This is a genomic window from Mucilaginibacter flavidus (assembly GCF_024055575.1).
GTDB lineage: Bacteria > Bacteroidota > Bacteroidia > Sphingobacteriales > Sphingobacteriaceae > Mucilaginibacter > Mucilaginibacter flavidus.
Genome location: NZ_JAMXOE010000002.1, coordinates 73484 through 91766, shown reverse-complemented (window position 1 = coordinate 91766; position 18283 = coordinate 73484). Strand labels below are relative to the sequence as shown.

At 42.9% G+C, this 18283-nt stretch carries 18 protein-coding genes; 13 read left to right on the top strand and 5 right to left on the bottom strand.

Translation table 11 applies throughout. The features are described from left to right. The first annotated feature begins 59 nt into the window (after positions 1-59). Together NAF19_RS04730 and NAF19_RS04725 are read left to right on the top strand one after the other, a co-directional pair. On the top strand, positions 60-302 hold the full coding sequence (locus tag NAF19_RS04730; RefSeq protein WP_252788662.1) for a hypothetical protein: 243 nt from the start codon (positions 60-62) through the stop codon (positions 300-302). After that, the gene (locus tag NAF19_RS04725; RefSeq protein WP_252788661.1) at positions 284-592 is read left to right on the top strand and encodes a type II toxin-antitoxin system RelE/ParE family toxin; all 309 of its coding nucleotides are present in this window, start codon (positions 284-286) and stop codon (positions 590-592) included. The genes NAF19_RS04730 and NAF19_RS04725 overlap by 19 nt, the downstream gene beginning before the upstream one ends. 163 nt (positions 593-755) lie before the next feature. On the opposite strand, the gene NAF19_RS04720 is transcribed toward NAF19_RS04725, so the two are convergent. Beyond that, positions 756-923 (bottom strand): hypothetical protein, encoded by a 168-nt coding sequence (locus tag NAF19_RS04720; RefSeq protein ID WP_252788660.1) that lies wholly within the window; start codon positions 921-923, stop codon positions 756-758. A gap of 119 nt (positions 924-1042) precedes the next feature. Between NAF19_RS04720 and gmd the strand changes: the two genes are divergently transcribed. Together gmd and NAF19_RS04710 are read left to right on the top strand one after the other, a co-directional pair. Then, positions 1043-2179: a GDP-mannose 4,6-dehydratase gene (gmd, locus tag NAF19_RS04715; RefSeq protein ID WP_252788659.1), complete on the top strand. Its 1137-nt coding sequence runs from the start codon at positions 1043-1045 to the stop codon at positions 2177-2179. A gap of 17 nt (positions 2180-2196) precedes the next feature. Then, the gene (locus tag NAF19_RS04710; RefSeq protein WP_252788658.1) at positions 2197-3807 is read left to right on the top strand and encodes a capsule assembly Wzi family protein; all 1611 of its coding nucleotides are present in this window, start codon (positions 2197-2199) and stop codon (positions 3805-3807) included. Positions 3808-3902: 95 nt separating this feature from the next. Here the strand turns inward: NAF19_RS04710 and dxs are convergent, their stop codons facing one another. Both dxs and NAF19_RS04700 read right to left on the bottom strand, forming a co-directional pair. Then, positions 3903-5831 (bottom strand): 1-deoxy-D-xylulose-5-phosphate synthase, encoded by a 1929-nt coding sequence (dxs, locus tag NAF19_RS04705; protein WP_252788657.1) that lies wholly within the window; start codon positions 5829-5831, stop codon positions 3903-3905. A gap of 187 nt (positions 5832-6018) precedes the next feature. After that, the gene (locus tag NAF19_RS04700; protein WP_252788656.1) at positions 6019-6834 is read right to left on the bottom strand and encodes a hypothetical protein; all 816 of its coding nucleotides are present in this window, start codon (positions 6832-6834) and stop codon (positions 6019-6021) included. Positions 6835-7028: 194 nt separating this feature from the next. On the opposite strand from NAF19_RS04700, the gene NAF19_RS04695 reads away from it, so the two are divergent. The 3 genes from NAF19_RS04695 (at position 7029) to NAF19_RS04685 (ending at position 9857) form a co-directional block, all read left to right on the top strand. Further along, positions 7029-7778 carry a segregation and condensation protein A gene (locus tag NAF19_RS04695; RefSeq protein WP_252788655.1) on the top strand — a complete coding sequence of 250 codons (750 nt, stop codon included), beginning with the start codon at positions 7029-7031 and terminating at the stop codon, positions 7776-7778. Positions 7779-8020: 242 nt separating this feature from the next. Further along, entirely contained in the window at positions 8021-9313 is a 1293-nt protein-coding gene (glyA, locus tag NAF19_RS04690) for a serine hydroxymethyltransferase (protein ID WP_252788654.1), read from the top strand. A 154-nt stretch (positions 9314-9467) separates the two neighbouring features. Continuing rightward, entirely contained in the window at positions 9468-9857 is a 390-nt protein-coding gene (locus NAF19_RS04685; RefSeq protein WP_252788653.1) for a response regulator, read from the top strand. Positions 9858-9999: 142 nt separating this feature from the next. On the opposite strand, the gene NAF19_RS04680 is transcribed toward NAF19_RS04685, so the two are convergent. Together NAF19_RS04680 and rlmN are read right to left on the bottom strand one after the other, a co-directional pair. Next, on the bottom strand, positions 10000-10698 hold the full coding sequence (locus tag NAF19_RS04680) for a ComF family protein (RefSeq protein WP_252788652.1): 699 nt from the start codon (positions 10696-10698) through the stop codon (positions 10000-10002). Positions 10699-10945: 247 nt separating this feature from the next. Continuing rightward, entirely contained in the window at positions 10946-12001 is a 1056-nt protein-coding gene (gene rlmN, locus NAF19_RS04675) for a dual-specificity RNA methyltransferase RlmN (RefSeq protein ID WP_252789282.1), read from the bottom strand. 133 nt (positions 12002-12134) lie between these two features. Here rlmN and NAF19_RS04670 point away from each other — a divergent pair, with 133 nt between their 5' ends. The 6 genes from NAF19_RS04670 (at position 12135) to lolB1 (ending at position 18279) form a co-directional block, all read left to right on the top strand. Beyond that, positions 12135-13310, top strand: a complete 1176-nt coding sequence (locus NAF19_RS04670) for an amidohydrolase family protein (protein ID WP_252788651.1) — start codon at positions 12135-12137, stop codon at positions 13308-13310. A 91-nt stretch (positions 13311-13401) separates the two neighbouring features. Next, positions 13402-13674: an acylphosphatase gene (locus tag NAF19_RS04665; RefSeq protein WP_252788650.1), complete on the top strand. Its 273-nt coding sequence runs from the start codon at positions 13402-13404 to the stop codon at positions 13672-13674. Positions 13675-13719: 45 nt separating this feature from the next. After that, a complete protein-coding gene (locus NAF19_RS04660; RefSeq protein ID WP_252788649.1) occupies positions 13720-15207 on the top strand; it encodes an oligosaccharide flippase family protein in 1488 nt (495 codons plus the stop codon). Further along, a complete protein-coding gene (dut, locus tag NAF19_RS04655) occupies positions 15204-15638 on the top strand; it encodes a dUTP diphosphatase (protein WP_252788648.1) in 435 nt (144 codons plus the stop codon). Before NAF19_RS04660 ends, dut begins: the two co-directional genes overlap by 4 nt. Before the next feature lie 54 nt (positions 15639-15692). Then, positions 15693-17465, top strand: a complete 1773-nt coding sequence (locus NAF19_RS04650; protein WP_252788647.1) for a tetratricopeptide repeat protein — start codon at positions 15693-15695, stop codon at positions 17463-17465. Continuing rightward, entirely contained in the window at positions 17443-18279 is an 837-nt protein-coding gene (lolB1, locus tag NAF19_RS04645) for a lipoprotein insertase outer membrane protein LolB1 (RefSeq protein WP_252788646.1), read from the top strand. The genes NAF19_RS04650 and lolB1 overlap by 23 nt, the downstream gene beginning before the upstream one ends. The last annotated feature ends 4 nt before the right edge of the window (positions 18280-18283 follow it).

Genomic DNA, 18283 nt, shown 5'->3' with positions numbered 1-18283 from the left:
ATTTGCCGGGCTTTTTAAATGTTGTTTGATTAAATCGGACATTTATGTAAATTTGGTATATGGCAACAGTAGACATTTTAAGGGATAATTTAATTGATAAACTCCTCACAATTTCAAATAAGGAATATTTACTTGCGTTAAATAGTTTAATTGACAAAAGTGTAGAAAATAATGCGACAGTCGAACTCAAAGAAGCACAGATTACTATGTTGCAACTTAGTGATAAAGATATCGAAATGGGTAGGTTAATTTCACAAGAGCAGCTAGATAAAGACGATTTGGCGTGGCTAAAAGGAAAATAGTCTGGACTGAAACCGCCGTTAGGCAACGGCGCGAGATTTTTAGATACTGGACCGTGAGAAATGGGTCATCGGCCTACGCAGAAAAACTCATAAAACTCATTGCGGTAAGAGTTAAAGTAATCAGAAAATACCCCGAGGCTTTTATAGCTACCAAATATCCTGAAACAAGAATTTCAGCGCTGGGGCATTTTAGCCTTTTATACAAGTTTAACGAAAATGAAGTAATAATTACCGCTTTTTGGGATAATCGGCAAGACCCAGAAAAGCTGCTTGAGATAATTAAAGATTAATGTTTTTCCTTTTATTCATGGCAGCTTCTATGGCTGCCTGCTTAGTCTCGTCCCAAGTATAAGTTTTAACCGTTCCTTCAGCAAATTCTTCGCTAGTTCTTTCTCAAAACCGTCACCCCAATATTTTTAGTTGTATCGATTTTCTTGTTTCCCCTCTCATCGGTTATAAATACTTCGCATACTTTTTCATCACCTCATCATGTGGTGTAAGCTTGCCGTCGGCAGCCTGTTTTTGAACTAGTTCTATTCCTGCTTTTACATGTTCGGGCAAATCATTCCAAAAATCTTTCTCTTTGTTTTTCGCATTTAGTGGTGATGGCTTTGACTTCATAGTCAAATATACCTTGATTATTGCAAACAAAAAATTCAATCCACCCACCTCCACATACCCACATTTACAATTAAATTGGATAATATTGCAACTACATAATTATTACATTATACTCATTAATGAAAATTGCTTTAATAACAGGCATTACCGGGCAGGATGGCGCATATTTAGCAGAGTTTTTGCTGAAAAAAGGCTACGAGGTACATGGCATAAAAAGGCGCTCGTCGTTATTTAATACCGACAGGATCGACCATCTGTATCACGATCCGCATGAGCCCAACGTGAAATTTAAATTGCACTATGGCGACCTTACCGATTCGACTAATTTAATACGCCTGGTGCAGGAAATCCAGCCAGACGAAATATACAACCTGGCGGCACAAAGCCATGTTAAGGTAAGTTTTGATACCCCGGAATATACCGCCAACGCTGATGGTATCGGTACGTTGAGGATACTGGAAGCGGTAAGGTTATTGGGACTTGAGAAGAAAACGCGTATTTACCAGGCATCCACTTCCGAATTGTATGGCCTTGTGCAGGCTGTGCCACAAAGCGAAACCACACCTTTTTACCCGCGTTCGCCATATGCGGTGGCAAAGCTTTACGGGTATTGGATAATTGTAAACTACCGCGAGGCTTATGGCATGTTTGCCTGCAACGGCATATTGTTTAACCACGAAAGCCCGGTGCGCGGCGAAACTTTTGTTACCCGCAAAATCACCCGTGCAGCTGCAAAAATTGCTATGGGTTTACAGGATTGCCTTTATGTGGGTAACCTTTCGGCCCAGCGCGATTGGGGGCATGCGAAAGATTATATTGAAGCCATGTGGCTGATGCTGCAGCATGATACGCCGGAAGATTTTGTTATTGCCACAGGCGTAACCACCACCGTTAGAGAATTTATAAAAATGTCGTTCAACGATTTGGGTATTGAGGTTGAGTTTAGCGGGAAGGACGAAAACGAACGCGGTGTGATTATCGACATTGACGAAGAAAAGGCAAAAGAACTGGGCCTTAATACCGATGCCTTAAAATTTGGGCAAACAGTGGTAAAAATCGATTCAAAATATTTTAGGCCTACCGAGGTTGATTTGTTGATCGGCGATGCCACCAAGGCTAAAGAAAAGCTTGGATGGGTACCAAAATACGACTTGCAGGCACTGGTGAGCGACATGGTTCAATCAGATTTGCACATGGTAAAAAAGGATGACTACCTAAAAAAGGGCGGCTTTAAAACGCTTAATTACTTTGAATAAAAACTAATACCGGCATTATGAAGAAAATATTTGGTGCTTTACTGTTATTTTTAACTGTGGCTGGCGCAGCCCGGTCTCAATCAATATATCAACAGTATTCGTACCAGTTTTATCAAAAACTTAATGCCGATGTTTATTCAACCAAAACCAGGCAGCACAGTTCGCTAAGGCCGTTTTTTGCTGACGACTCCGTGATTAAACGCCGCTACGATTCTTTAATGAATTACGGCAGCGATGGCAAATCGCACGGCGGCGTTTATGCTAAATTATTTAACGAGCATTTAATTGATTACAAAGGCCCGAACTCCACGTTTTACGCTGACTTGCTGCCCGATTTTGCCATCGGCAGGGATTTTTCGAATAAACTGAATACCAACAACGTGTCGCTCGGTTTGCAGATTGGTGGTACGTTTGGTAATAAATTCAGTTATTATGTAGCAGGGTACGAAAATAGTGCCGTTGTACCGCAATACCTGGCTACTTATATTAATCAAACCGGAATTGTACCGGGGCAGGCTTACGCCAAAGTTTATAAAGCAAACGGATACGACTGGGACTATATCACCGCAACAGCATCTTATACACCCACCAGTTTTCTGAATATTTCGGCCGGGCGCGACAAAACATTTATTGGCGATGGTTACCGTTCGCTTTTACTGTCAGATGCAGCATCACCTTACCCGTTTTTCAGGTTAACGGCAACCCTTGGTAATGTTAGATACATGGCCATGTGGGCCAGCTTTACCGATCCTGTTGATTTGGACGCCGCGGGTAATAACCGTAAAAAGGGTGGTGTCTTTCATTATCTCGACTGGAACGTTACTAACCGGTTCTCAGTTGGCTTTTTTGATGCTATTATCTTTTACAATAAAGACGATGCGGGCCATTCACGACCATTCGACTTCTCGTACGTAAACCCCATCATATTTTTAAGGCCGGTTGAAGCGCTAAATGGCTCGCCTGATAATGCCCTGATTGGTTTTACCAGCAAGTATAAAATTACCGACGGTATTACTGCGTATGGACAATTTGCTTTGGACGAGTTTGAATCTTCAAGCTTTTTTTCGAGTAGTGGTAGTTCAAGAAATAAATATAGCTACCAATTAGGTTTCAGGGGGTCAAACCTGTTTAACGTTACCGGTCTGAATTACCTGGTTGAAACCAACGCTTCGAAACCATACACCTACTCAGAACGCGGGCCCGTTATCAGCTATACCGAAAATGGGGAAATGCTGGCGCATCCATGGGGTGCCAATTTCAGGGAGTTTGTTGGTTTGTTAAACTATTCCTACAAGAGGTTTGATTTTTCGGGCGAAGTGGACTACGGTCACTATGGTTTGGATATCGACGGATTGAACTATGGAAAAGATGCGTTCCAGAACTACGGTAACCCGGCAAAGTTTACGGGTAACTACATCGGCCAGGGCTTAACCACTAACATGATTTATGTTGAAGGCAAAGTAGCCTACTTGTTAAACCCTAAATATAACCTGCGAATTGAGCTTGGTGGGATCATCAGGAACGAAAAAAATAGCCAGTTCCAGGACAAAACTTCAATGGTAACTATCGGCCTGCGCAGCTCATTCCGCGGCTTGTATAACGATTTGGCGAGTTATAAAGCGCATTGAGTAGTCTAAAGTCGTTAGTCTTGAGTCGATAGTCTAAAGTCCGAACTGACTTTGACTTAAGACTATCGACTCAAGACTACTGACTTAAGACTTGATTAAGAAGCTATTATATGCTTATTCTGCTTGATACCTAACTTTTTAACCTGCGTAGCAATACCCTGGGCATCGTAGCCGCATTCGGCCCATAGCTCTGGTTGTTCACCATGCTCAATAATTTGGTCAGGTATACCTAAACGGACTACCTGGGCCTTATAGTTATTGTCGGCCATAAATTCAAGCACTGCACTGCCCATGCCGCCTTCAAGGCAGCCGTCCTCAACGGTTATTACTTTATCGAATTTTTGAAAAACTTCGTGCAGCAGAGCTTCGTCAAGCGGTTTTACAAAACGCAAGTCGTAATGTGCGGGGTAAAAGCCTTCTGTATTTAATTCAGCTATTGCTTTAACAGCCTCATTACCTATTGCACCTATGGTCAATACAGCAATTTCTTCGCCATCGCATACCTTGCGCCCTTTACCGACCTTTATGGCCTTCATCGGGCGTTGCCAGTCAACCATAACACCGTTGCCGCGAGGGTAACGGATAACAAACGGTCCCATGTCGTCCTGCTGGGCAGTAAACATCAGGTTACGCAGTTCTTCCTCGTTCATAGGTGCCGAAACCGTCATGTTCGGTATACAGCGCATAAAAGCAAGGTCGTAAGCGCCGTGGTGAGTTGGTCCGTCGGCGCCGGCTAAACCGGCTCTGTCCAGGCAAAATACCACGTTAAGTTTTTGTATGGCCACATCGTGTATTACCTGGTCGTATGCACGCTGCATAAAACTGGAGTAAATATTACAAAATGGGATCAAACCTTGTGATGCCAAACCCGCCGAAAACGTTACGGCATGCTGCTCAGCAATGCCAACGTCGAACGCGCGGTTAGGCATGGCTTTCATCATCAGGTTTAATGAACAGCCGGATGGCATTGCCGGGGTTATGCCCATTATTTTAGGATTCTGCTCAGCAAGCTCTATAATGGTGCGTCCAAATACGTCCTGGTATTTTGGTGGCTGTGGTTTGTCTGATTTTGATTTCTTTATTTCGCCGGTTATCTTGTCAAATAAGCCGGGCGCATGCCATTTGGTTTGATCCTTTTCGGCCAGAGCGTAGCCTTTGCCTTTTACTGTAACACAATGTAACAGCTTGGGGCCCGGAATGTCGCGCAAATCGCGCAATACTTTTACCAGGTGCTCTACATCGTGTCCGTCAATAGGTCCAAAATACCTGAATTTAAGCGCCTCGAAAAAGTTGCTCTTTTTAAGTAAGGTGCCTTTAATGCTTTTTTCAAGCTTTTGTGCAATTTTAAAAGCATCGGGTCCTATGGCCGATATTTTGGCAAGTACATTAGCTATATCATCCCTGAAACGGTTATAAGGCTTTGATGTAGTAATATCAGTTAAGTATTCCTTCAAAGCCCCTACGTTAGGGTCAATCGACATATTGTTATCATTCAATATCACCAGCAAGTTCGAGTTTTCGATGCCTGCATGGTTCAAAGCCTCAAAAGCCATCCCCGCTGTCATAGATCCATCGCCGATTACAGCTACATGCTGCCTGTCGGTCTCACCTTTGTAGTGCGAAGCAACAGCCATGCCCAATGCCGCGGAAATTGAAGTTGATGAGTGCCCAACGCCAAAAGTATCGTATTCGCTTTCAGATCGTTTTGGGAAACCGCTGATGCCGCCATGAACGCGGTTGGTATGAAACTGGTCGCGGCGACCTGTTAAAATTTTGTGACCGTAAGCCTGATGGCCAACGTCCCAAACCAGTTGGTCGTAGGGGGTGTTTAATATGTATTGCAGCGCGACGGTTAGTTCAACAACACCTAAACTGGCGGCAAAATGTCCACCGTTTACCGAAACCACGTCAATAATATATTGGCGAAGTTCCTGGCATAATTGCTTTAATTCATCCTCTTTTAGCTGTTTTAAATCAGAAGGGGTGTTTATTTTTTGTAGTAAATTACCTGCTGGTACCTGCATTTAAGTCCTTACAATGTTTAACCTACAAAGTACGGCAATTTATTATAAATTAAATACTACCTTTTTGAATAATTAATGCACAATGACGGAGGGATGTTAATATTGTTAAGTCTTTAGTCTGAAGTACTAAGTCCAAAGTGAAAAACTACAATGACTTTGGACTTTCGACTCAAGACTTAGGACTATATCAAATGGCGGTAACGCCTCCGGTAAGCAGGTTGACCGAGTATGACTTATTTTTTTCGTTGAGGTGTAGCCTGGCTTTGTGGTTTCCCAAAAAAGTGATTGTACCTGTATTGCTAACTTCTGTTACTTGTTTATCGCCGGGATGCAGGTAACTAGTTGTGCTTTTAAATTCAGCAACTCCGGTTATAATGTCGGCACTTCCTTTGGTAAAATCAATTTTTAGTCCATGCAGCGTATAGCTGTTGTAATTATAATCGTAGCCCACTGAAAAACCATCCTTGTAAATGGCGTTGTCGGTTATCGAAAGTATTGAGCCGTTGGTTGAAACAAGTTTATAGGTTGTATCGAGCGCTTTAACTGTGTAATCCTGTGCAGCTGTAAATGAATTTTTAAGCAGTGGGGAAACAGCCACACTGACAACGCTATCATGCGTACGATAGCCGTCTGGCCTGTCGGTGCTGCAGGTATAAACAAACTTAAAGTTGCCGAAAAAGGTTTTATTGGTATCGGCCGATTTTGTTTTAGTGTTAAAGGTAGTATCGATGGCGAAGCCACATAATGGGACTTTTTTAAACACTATTGCGCCGTTGTTCTGTCCGTTGGTTATATTCGACTCAGCCTTAATACCGTCGTTAATATTAGTGCCGCCGTATGCTCCGGATAATCCCTGCATTAGGTTGAAGGCTATTTTTGTGTTTGAAGTATCGATGGCACTCAAAGTTTTGGCGTCGGGCTTGGTTTCCGACTTTTTACAGGCTGTATAAAAAAATACAACTGCAGCTGCCGTCAGTATAATGCGGGTATAATTTAACTTCATGTAGTCTTGTTTCAAGTGATGCAATAATTTATCAGTCTTCTGTTGTTAAAAAAATCTGGGATTTCTGGAACAACCCGCACTTATACTGTAATTGGCAAATTTTTGTTACAACGGGCCACTTTATTGGGGCACAAAGCTGCGCCGCAGGTAAATCGGCCTTTACAACTCTTAAAAATTAACCTACTTTTGGACCAATGACAGCCGAAGAAAATTTTGAGATAAAGCTGCCCCAGTTTGAGGGGCCTTTTGACCTTCTGTTGTTTTTTATTGAGCGGGATGAGCTGGAAATCCACGACATCCCCATTGCAAAAATCACCAACGATTTTTTAAACTACATCCACCAAATGACCAGCCTCAATATGGAGCTGGCCAGCGAGTTTATAATTGTGGCGGCCACCCTGATGCGTATAAAGGCTAAAATGCTGTTGCCGCGATATGAGGCAGAAGATGATGGTAACCAAACTGATACCAAAGAGGATCTGATCCGAAAGCTGATTGAGTACAAGAAGTTTAAAGAAATATGCGAAGAGCTGCACCCGCTGGAAGACGGGCGCTTTATGCAGGAAAAACGCGGTAACATAAAGTTTGATATCGAGCAAACCGAAGCTATAGCCCAACCCGGCGAAGAACTATCAGAGTTGAACCTTTATAAACTGATGATGGTTTATGGCCGGTTGATGAAAAAATATCTTAACCGGAGCGAGGAGGTCACCCATACAGTAGTACAATATCCATATACTATTGAGCAGCAGAAAAAAGCAATCGGCGATTTGCTGCGTATTAACAAAATGATGGATTTTAAAGCCATTGCTGCCCAATCGGAAAACAAGGTGCAATTTGTTTACAATTTTTTGGCGGTGTTGGAGATGCTGCAGCAGGAATTAATTGATATACAGGTAGGGCTGGGTTATAACAACTTCTGGATTTCGGCGAAGGGCGCCTGATTACAAGCCCCGTATTATTAAAATATCACATATTTAAGCTTGTGCCTGTTATAAATTGGGACGTGGTTAAATGAATATGACATCAAATTTTAAGGGTGAATATTTCAAATAAGAGTAATTTATTTGCCTTAAGTGCCTAATTAGCAAATTAAATTGTGCAGCTATTAAATGTTTTAGCTAACCGCTCAAATCTTTAATCAAAACTTATTTTTTAGCTAACTTAGCAGCGTTTAATAATCACAATGAAAAGAGACAAATTAATTTTTAAGCTATTGGACGAGGAGCAGGAACGCCAGGAAGAAGGCATAGAGCTCATTGCGTCAGAAAATTTTGTTAGCAGGCAGGTTATGGAAGCCGCTGGTTCTGTGGCCACCAATAAATATGCCGAAGGCCTGCCGGGCAAACGCTACTATGGCGGCTGCCAGGTGGTTGACGAAATTGAAACAATAGCTATTGAAAGAGCCAAACAACTTTTTAACGCAGAATGGGCAAACGTTCAGCCTCACTCAGGTGCGCAAGCTAATGCCGCAGTTATGCTGGCTGTGCTAAAGCCGGGCGATAAAATTTTAGGCTTTGATTTGTCGCATGGCGGCCACTTAACACATGGTTCGCCGGTGAATTTTTCGGGTAAGCTGTATGAGCCGCATTTTTATGGTGTGAAAAAGGAAACCGGTTTGGTTGACTACGATATGCTTAAAAAAGTGGCGTTGGAGCAAAAACCAAAACTGATTATCTGCGGTGCGTCTGCATACTCACGCGATTGGGATTATGAGTTTATTCGTGCAGTGGCTGATGAAGTTGGCGCATTGGTGCTGGCCGATATATCGCACCCTGCCGGCCTAATTGCCCGCGGTTTATTAAACGACCCACTGCCACATTGCCATATTGTTACTACAACTACCCACAAAACCCTGCGCGGCCCGCGTGGCGGCATGATATTGCTGGGAAAAGATTTTGAAAACCCATGGGGCTTAAAAACGCCTAAGGGCGAGATCAGGATGATGTCGGCGTTGCTGGACATGGCTGTTTTTCCCGGAACACAAGGTGGCCCTTTGGAGCACATCATTGCTGCAAAAGCTATTGCATTTGGTGAGGCTTTGAGTGAGGATTACATGAAATACATCGTTCAGGTTAAAAAGAACGGCGCGGCAATGGCAAAAGCTTTTGTAAGCCGTGGCTATGAAATAATCTCTGGCGGTACTGACAACCATTTGCTGTTAATCGATCTTAGGAATAAAAACATCACAGGTAAAGCTGCCGAGAATGCCTTGGTTGCTGCCGACATCACCGTAAATAAAAATATGGTGCCATTTGATGATAAATCGCCGTTTGTTACTTCAGGCATCCGTGTGGGTACTGCCGCTATTACTACCCGCGAAATGAAGGAAAAGCAAATGGAAGATATAGTTGAGCTGATTGACCAGGTAATTACCGACCCGGAAAATGAGGAAAACCTGAAAAAAGTGCGTAAAAAAGTACACAAGCTGATGCATGATTATCCGCTGTATCGGGCGAAACATGCTGAAATAGATTAGTATTAAGTCTGAAGTCTTGAGTCGATAGTCTTAAGTCTAAATCAAGTTTTATTTTGACTATAGACTTAAGACTATCGACTTTGGACTATTTTACAACCTTTTTAATGTCGCAACGTATAAGGGGCATAATTCATACCTACTAAAATTCTACAAAGTGGAAACAGAATTAAATATTAATGTGCTGGTTGTTGATGATAACAACATAAACAGGTTATTAATTAACAAAGTGCTTACCCGTTGGGGAGCCCATGCTGATTTTGCCGAAAACGGCTTACAGGCCGTCGAGAAGGTTACCGCCAACCAGAACTATGATGTTGTGTTAATGGATGTTTATATGCCCGAGATGGGCGGGATTGAGGCTACGCAAGTAATCCGGGCTACCCCGGGAGCTTATTTCCAGCAGTTACCCATTATTGCCCTTACCGCATCGATGCTAAGCAGCGAACGCGACCAGATTTCCGAGGCCGGCATGAACGATTACATCCTGAAACCATTCGAGCCAAAAAATCTTTTCGAAAAATTAAGCGCGTACCAGAAAGTCTAGTAGGCAGTTTGCAGTAGCAGTTGGCAGTTTTTTTGCCTATGCGAAGAACAGAGACCAAAAAGAAGTGACCTCCAGGAAATCGTCCTGGTCGTTAAATCTTCGATAATCGGTGTAATCATTCTGCAATCGGTGAAATCAAAGGTTACTCAGCGTAAGCAATTGTAGCAATACTCAATTTTAGCCCTTCGACTTTAAGTAATTGTTCGCCGCAGGCCTCGAGTGTGGAGCCGGTTGTTATCACATCATCAACAAGCAATACATGTTTGCCTTTTAGTTTTTCCGGGTTAATAATCACAAAAACTTCCTGCATATTCTCAAATCTGGCAAAGCGGGATTTATGGGTTTGAGTTTCGGTAGATTTAACGCGCACCAGGTTATCTTCCTCAACCGCAGCATTTAATTTATCGGCAAGCCCTTCGGCAAAACGGGTGCTTTGGTTATAGCCGCGTTCCCTGAAGCGTTTCTTGTGCAGCGGCACGGGTATGATATAATCAACGGTGTTAAATATTTCGTTTTTCGCCAATTGCCCGCCGGCTATGTTGCCCAGCAGGTTACCGATTTGTTGCTGGCCATTGTATTTAAGCTGGTGCAGCATGTTTTGAATTTTGCCGCCCTTATTAAAGTAAAAAAGCGCAAAAGCCGCCTCAATATTTATTTTACCCCAAAACTGCCGGGCAACAATATTATCAGCTTGCAAATGGAAGTTGGTGTAAGGTAGGTTAAAACGGCAATCGGTACAAAGCAAGTGTTCATTAGCCACCAGGCTTTCGCGGCAGGCTGCGCAAAGCTCAGGGAATAACAATGAAACAAAATCGGCCAGGTAGCTGCGTTGCAGGTTCATGGGGGCAATTTAGGAGAAAAAGAATCAAGAGTCAAGAATCAAGAGCCGAGAAAAAGGGTGACTAACTAACCCCTGACGTCATGGCGAGGAACGAAGCCACCTCTACGAAGGACATTCGCGGACCAATATGTTTATGGGAACCTAAATGCAGCTGAAAGGTCGCCACAAATTTTTCGTTTCGTTGATTAGCATGTGTAGAGGTTGCTTCGTTCCTCGCAATGACGTGATAGAGAGTGCTATCCGTACATCATACCTTGGCTTCGTCCTTTATCGCCAATTGCCCGCAGGCTGCATCAATATCCTTGCCGCGGCTGCGGCGCAGGTGAACGTTAACGCCTTGCTTTTTCAGATAGTCGGCAAATGCTTCAACTTTATCTTCGCCGGCATTGATGAATGCGGCCATGGATATGGGGTTGTATTCTATAATATTTACCTTACAGGGTAAGTGTTTACAAAATTGCGCCAACTCGGCAGCGTCTGATATATTATCATTAAAACCATCAAAAATAATATACTCGTAGGTTACCGGGTTTTTGGTTTTAGCGTAGTAATATTTTAAAGCCTCCGCTAATGCTTTTAACGAGTTTTGCTCGTTTATCGGCATTATGGTATTGCGTTTTTCGTCGTTGGCAGCGTGTAAGGACAGCGCCAGGTTAAACTTCACCTGGTCGTCGCCCAATTTTTTTATCATCTTGGCGATGCCGGCGGTTGACACGGTAATCCGCTTGGCAGCCATATTTAACCCTTCTTCTGATGTTATCTTTTCAACCGACTCCAGTACATTCTTATAATTCAGCAAAGGCTCGCCCATGCCCATGTACACAATGTTTGAAAGCGGGATGCCGTAGTTTTCTTTCGCCTGGCGGTCAATCAGTACAACCTGGTCGTAAATTTCATCGGGGTTGAGGTTGCGTTTGCGTTCCATATAGCCGGTAGCGCAGAACTTGCAGGTTAAACTGCAGCCCACCTGCGACGAAACACAGGCAGTCATGCGGCCGGGAGTCGGGATTAAAACACCCTCAATTAAATGAGTATCGTGTAAAATAAAAGAATTTTTTATAGTTTTATCCGCGCTGAACTGTGAGTTATGGATTTTAACATTGTTGATAGTGAAATTGTCGTTCAGTTTGACACGCAGTTCTTTTGAAATATTACTCATCTCGTCGAACGAAAAGCATGATTTTTTCCAAAGCCACTCATAAACCTGTTTTGCCCTGAACGCTTTTTCATCCATTTTGATGAAATGTTCCTGCAAAGCATTGAGACTTAGGCTGCGGATATCTATTTTCTCTTTTGTATTAATCACGATACAAAGGTACTAAATAAAAAAATCATCTTATTTTGAATGACATTCAATTATAATTAAAACAATAACTAGGAGTTAATGTAATTAATATTAATTGGATTTGTCAACGAGAAGTGTTACTAATACTTGAATGAAAAGTTTTAAAGCCGATTACGTTTATCCTGTTTGTGCCGATCCAATTAAAAATGGAATAGTTACTGTTGATGATTTTGGTAAGATAATTTCGGTTATCGACCCCGCTTTGTCGACAGAAACATTTAGTTCGCCTGTTGAACAGGTTAGCGGCATTATATGCCCTGGTTTTGTCAATACACATTGCCATCTCGAGCTCTCGCATCTAAGAGACAAAGTTAAACAGCGCACAGGCTTGGTTAATTTTATTATCGATATTCAAACAAACAGGGGCGCTGATAGTGACCTGGTACTGGAGGCTGCCGCCAAAGCTGACGCCGAAATGTACGACAACGGAATTGTCGCCGTAGGCGATATTTCGAACACCAACAGCACTATCGGCATAAAAGAAAGCAGCAAGCTATACTACCATAGTTTTGTTGAAACCTTTGGTTTTATGCCCGGCAGGGCGCAGGAGGTGTTTGATAACGCCCTGGCGTTGCTTAATGAGTTTAAACCGATGCCCTGCTCCATTACGCCGCATGCACCGTATTCCGTATCGAAAGAACTGTTTAAATTGTTGCAGAAATACAGCGATACGGGGCATAACCTTATCAGCATACATAACCAGGAGTGCGAGGACGAGAATAAATTTTACAGGTATAAACTGGGTACGTTTAACGATTTGTATGCACACTTTGGGCTGGATATTACTCATTTTAAACCGCAGGCGCGTAATTCTATACAATCGATTTTACCCTTGCTAACCAACAAGCAGGAGGTTTTGTTGGTACATAATACCTGTACCAATTTAAAAGATATTTACTTCATCAAACGGTTCGACCGCAAGATACATTTCTGCTTTTGCCCTAACGCCAATCTTTATATCGAGGGCTTTTTACCTAAAATTGAGTTATTCATCGGGCAGGGGTATAATATTACTTTGGGTACCGATAGCCTGGCATCAAACAATAAGCTGTGTATTTTAAGCGAGATGCGCACCATACAGCAAAAATTCCAAGCTATAAGTACGCAGATGCTCATACAATGGGCTACGCTTAACGGCGCCAAATACCTTGGTATCGACGATGAAAAAGGCTCCCTTGAGCCAGGCAAAACCCCCGGCCTTAATTTGATAACAGGATTAGATGGGAATAAGATTACGCCGGAGACGAAGGTGAGGCGATTGTTGTAAGGTTGAAACGTTTGACCGGTTTGTTTTGAAAGCAAATTTCCCTAACATTGCAACATTCCAACTTTACAACATTTCAACAATTTCCAACAAAATGACCCACCTCGATATAACAATAAAAGGCAACGTGCAAGGCGTATCATACCGGGCAGCAACCAAGGCTGTCGCAGATCAGTTGGGGGTTAAGGGCTTTGTAAGAAACGAACCAAACGGCGATGTTTTTGTGGCTGCCGAGGGCGACAGATTTGCAATGGAGATGTTTTTGGAGTGGTGCCATGAGGGCCCAGAGCATGCCGAAGTAAATCATGTTGAAACCCATGAAGGCGAATTAAAAAACTATCGTAATTTTGAGGTTGTTAGAAAATAGCAATACGGGTATAAGTTTTCAAACCAAATTTCGTTAATACAAACATTGTCGACCGCTAAAAAATTCGCAGGCCAAACAGCCTTATATGGTTTAACTACAATAGTACAGCGGCTGCTCAGCTCTGTACTCACCCCGCTTTACACTACCACTTACAATCCTGCCGTTTACGGCATTTTCACTACCATGTTCAGTTACGCATCAATTTTCAATGCAATACTGTCGTTCGGTATGGAGACCACATTTTTCAGGTACATGAACAAGATGCCTGAAAAAAAGCGCGAGGTTTATAACAATGGTTTTTGGGCGGTAGCCTTGCTTACCGGGTTGTTCCTTTTGCTTACCTTTCCATTCGTGCATCAAATAGCCGGTTTTATCAAGATTGGCAAAAATACTTCGCAAGCCGAATATGAACAGTATATAAAATATTTCCTGGGGATATTGGTGCTGGATAACCTTTGCGTACTGCCTTTTGCCAAGCTGCGTGCCGATGGACGCCCAATGGTATATGGACTGGTAAAAGTTGTAAACATTGTGGTAATGGTAACGCTCAACCTGGTGTTTATTTTTGTTATACCTTACATTATACGGAATCATTTGGCCGGTGCACAATGGTGCGCAAGCTGGTTCCATGGGGGCTGGGTAGGCTATATTTTTATCTCGAACCTGGTAGCCAGCGGGGTAACGTTTTTAATGCTGACGCCGCAGTTGGCCTGGATACAGTTTAATTTTGACCGAAGCATTTTCAGTAATATGCTGCTATACAGCTGGCCTGTACTGGTAGCCAACCTGAGCTACATTGTAAACGAAAATTTTGACAAGCTGTTACTCGGTAAAATGCTGGACCCCAGCTACAGTGAACACGATGTTGGGGTATACTCCGGCTGCGCCAAGCTATCCATATTCCTCAGTATTTTTATACAGGCTTTCAGGCTGGGGGCCGAGCCATTCTTTTTCAGCCATGCCAAAAATAAAAACGCAGGCCAGACCTACGCCCGTATAATGGACTATTTTGTCATCACCATTTGCATAATGTTTGTTGGCATTGTTGCTAATGTCCAGATATTAAAATACTATGTAAATAACCACAATTATTGGGTAGGGCTTGATGTGGTACCGCCACTGCTGTTTGGCTATGTGGCATTGGGTATTTATATGAACCTATCGGTGTGGTATAAACTTTCCGACCAAACAAAATACGGCCTGTATATTTCGGGCATAGGCGCTATTGTTACCATTGTATTCAATTACCTGTTTATCCCAACGTACAGCTATATGGCATCGGCCTGGGTGTCGTTCGCGGCGTATACCTGTATGATGATCATGTCGTACGTTTGGGGGCAAAAAAATTACCCAATACCATATAATGTAAAAAAGAACCTGGTTTATATTATTATTTCAATGGTGTTCGTTTATTTATCATTCTATGTATTTAAACGTAATATATTTGTAGGGAATGCGTTGCTGGTGATATTTTTAGCCGGTGCCTATTTTAAAGAAGGAAAAGAATTAAAGGCTATTTTTAGCAGGCGATGAACATAAGGATAATTAATAAATCGAAAAATAGCTTACCGGCCTACGAAACGCTGCATGCTGCCGGGATGGATTTGCGTGCCGAACTGGAAGAGCAAATTGTGCTTAAACCAATGGAGCGTAAGTTAGTCCCAACAGGGTTGTTTATCGAATTGCCTGAAGGCTTTGAGGCGCAGATACGTCCGCGCAGCGGGCTCGCCTTTAAGCACGGGATAGGTATAGTTAACTCACCGGGAACAATTGACGCGGATTACCGCGGCGAAATAAAAGTACTATTGATAAACTACGGCGACCAACCGTTTGAAATAAATACTGGCGACCGGGTTGCCCAAATGGTGGTTGCCCGCCACGAAAAGGTAAACTGGGAACAGGTGGATAGTTTGAATGAAACTACACGCGGTGCGGGAGGGTATGGTCATACGGGAGTAGTGTAGCAAGTGGCAGCAGAGAGTAGCAGTAGCAGTTGGTGATTGTAAAAAAGATTTAAGATGACAAACAAACAATTAAACAATATAAGCAAGCGCAGCAATAAGGTTTCTGTTGCAGCTGTCTTGATTCTTGGTTCTTGTTTCTTGACTCTTAACTCCTATGCTCAAAATAAAAATAAAATTGTTGTTGTGGCCGGCAAGCCGATGACATCTACAGATAGCGCAACGGTGAGGCAGCTTTTCTTTTCGGGGTTGCGGGAGAAGGCTATTGAGAACAATACATTGGCTTTCGAGTATTTCGACAGGGTGGTGCAAATCGACCCGCAGAATGATGCTTCCCTGTATGAGCTGGCGATCATTAAAAAAGCGAAAAACAATTATCCCGATGCGCAGGAGTTTTTAGAAAAGGCTGTTACCGTTAACCCGGACAACGAATGGTATTGGGCAGCGCTGGCTGATTGCTATGAAAAAAGTAACAGTTTTGATAAGCTGGAGAATGTTTTTAACGAGCTTATAAGGATAAATCCCGATAAAATCGACTATTACTACGACAAAGCCAATGCGCTTTATTACCTGAATAAATACGACGAAGCGCTGCAGGTTTACAAGAAAATTGAGGAATTGACAGGCCCGACCGACGACCTGCTGGCTAATCGCCAGAAAATCTACTTAAAACAAAATAAGGTTGACCTGGCTGCCCAGCAGTTGGAGCAAATGATTACTGCCGATCCGTCGCAAATAAAGTATTACCTGTTTTTGTCGCAGTTGTATAGCTCAAACAATCAGCCTGATAAGGCGCTGAAAACTCTGCTGGCCGGCGAAAAAATAAAGTCAAACAGCGGGCTGGTGCACCTGGCACTGGCTGATATTTACAGGGATAAAAAAGATATAGAGCACAGTTACAACGAACTTACCCTGGCGTTTGCAATCCCCGATTTAGAAATAGAACAAAAAATTAAGATCATAGGCGGCTACCTGCCCCGGTTAACCGACCCTAATGTAAAGGCAAGCGCGCTAGAGCTGAGCCGCATATTAACCGTTGCCCACCCAACCGACGCCCGTGGTTATGCCATATACGGCGATATGCTGCTGCAAAACGAAAAACCCAAAGATGCGAAACAGATGTACCAAAAATCGGTGGCATTAAACAGCCAGGTTTATGATGTGCAGGAGCAATTGGTGAGGCTCGATCTTGGAGAAAATGATATTGCCGGTGCTATTAAGGATGGGGAAAGCTCTCTATCGCTGTTCCCTAACCAGGCCTGGATGAATTATTTGGTGGGTGTGGCATGGATGCAAAAAAAGGATTACAAAAAGGCAGTTGACTATTTAAAAAACGCTTCTTCATTAGAACTTCAGGATAAGGACCTACTTTCGCAATGTTTTTCGGCGTTGGGCGATTGTTACCACGATTTAAAAGACATGAAAAGTTCGGACGAAGCCTACGATAAGGCATTGACATACAATGCTGATAATGCATTCACGCTGAATAATTTTGCCTATTATTTATCGTTAAGGGGTGAACAACTGGACAAGGCTGCAAAAATGTCGAAACGTTCGACCGAGTTGCAGCCGGGTAATGCCTCGTTTGAGGATACTTATGCGTGGATACTGTTTCGGCAAAAAGATTACGCAGGTGCAAAAACCTGGATTGAAAAAGCCTTAACCGACGATAAGGACAAAAGTGCTACAAAGCTGGAACATTACGGCGATATATTGTTTTACTTAGGTAAAGCGGACGACGCAGTTGAAAACTGGAAGAAAGCTAAAGACAAGGGCGACGTATCGCCAGTTTTGGAAAGAAAAATAAATGAAAAGAAATACATTGAATAACGTTTTAAACAAAGCCAGGATTAAAACTGCGCTTGGTTTAAAACTAATACCACTGTGCTGCATACTGCTTGCCTTTGGCTGCAAAAGCCGGAAGCCGCTGGTGGTTAAGCGCGTTGCCGATACAACCGCAGCTGTTAAACCGGTTGACACGCGGGCGGCTAAGCTTGAGTTAATAAAATCAAAACAAACCAGCTTTAACACCTTTACAGGCAAGGCTAAAACAAAGCTGGATATTAACGGCAACACCAATGATGTTACCCTTAATATACGCATACAACGCGACAAGAAAATATGGGTTTCAATTACCGCAATTGCTGGTATTGAGGTTGCCCGCGCTATGATTACGCCCGATAGCCTGCTGCTGATCAATAAATTGCAGAGCCTTTATTTGCGCAAGCCATTTAGCTATGTAAATAAATATGCAGGCGAACAGGTTAACTATCGGACGCTGGAATCGCTGCTGATTGGCAATGCCATACCTGAATTGCTGACCGAAAATGCGGAGTTTAAAACAGATAGCGGGAATACCACCATCTCCGGTAACTTAAGCGAGGTGCTTTACAAATTGATGCTGGGGCCTGATATGAAGGCTACGCAAACAAATTTGAGCAATCAAAACGCCCGGCAAACGTTACAGGTTACCAACAGCGCCTTTATACAGGCCACAAATAAAATAATGCCATCGCAAATAGATATTGCATCGGTAGTAAAAGATAAAAAAATACAGGTTAATTTGCACTATACAAAAGCAGACTATGATTTGCCCGTGGAATTTCCGTTTTCAATTCCGTCGCGGTATCAACCTGCAGATTAACGAT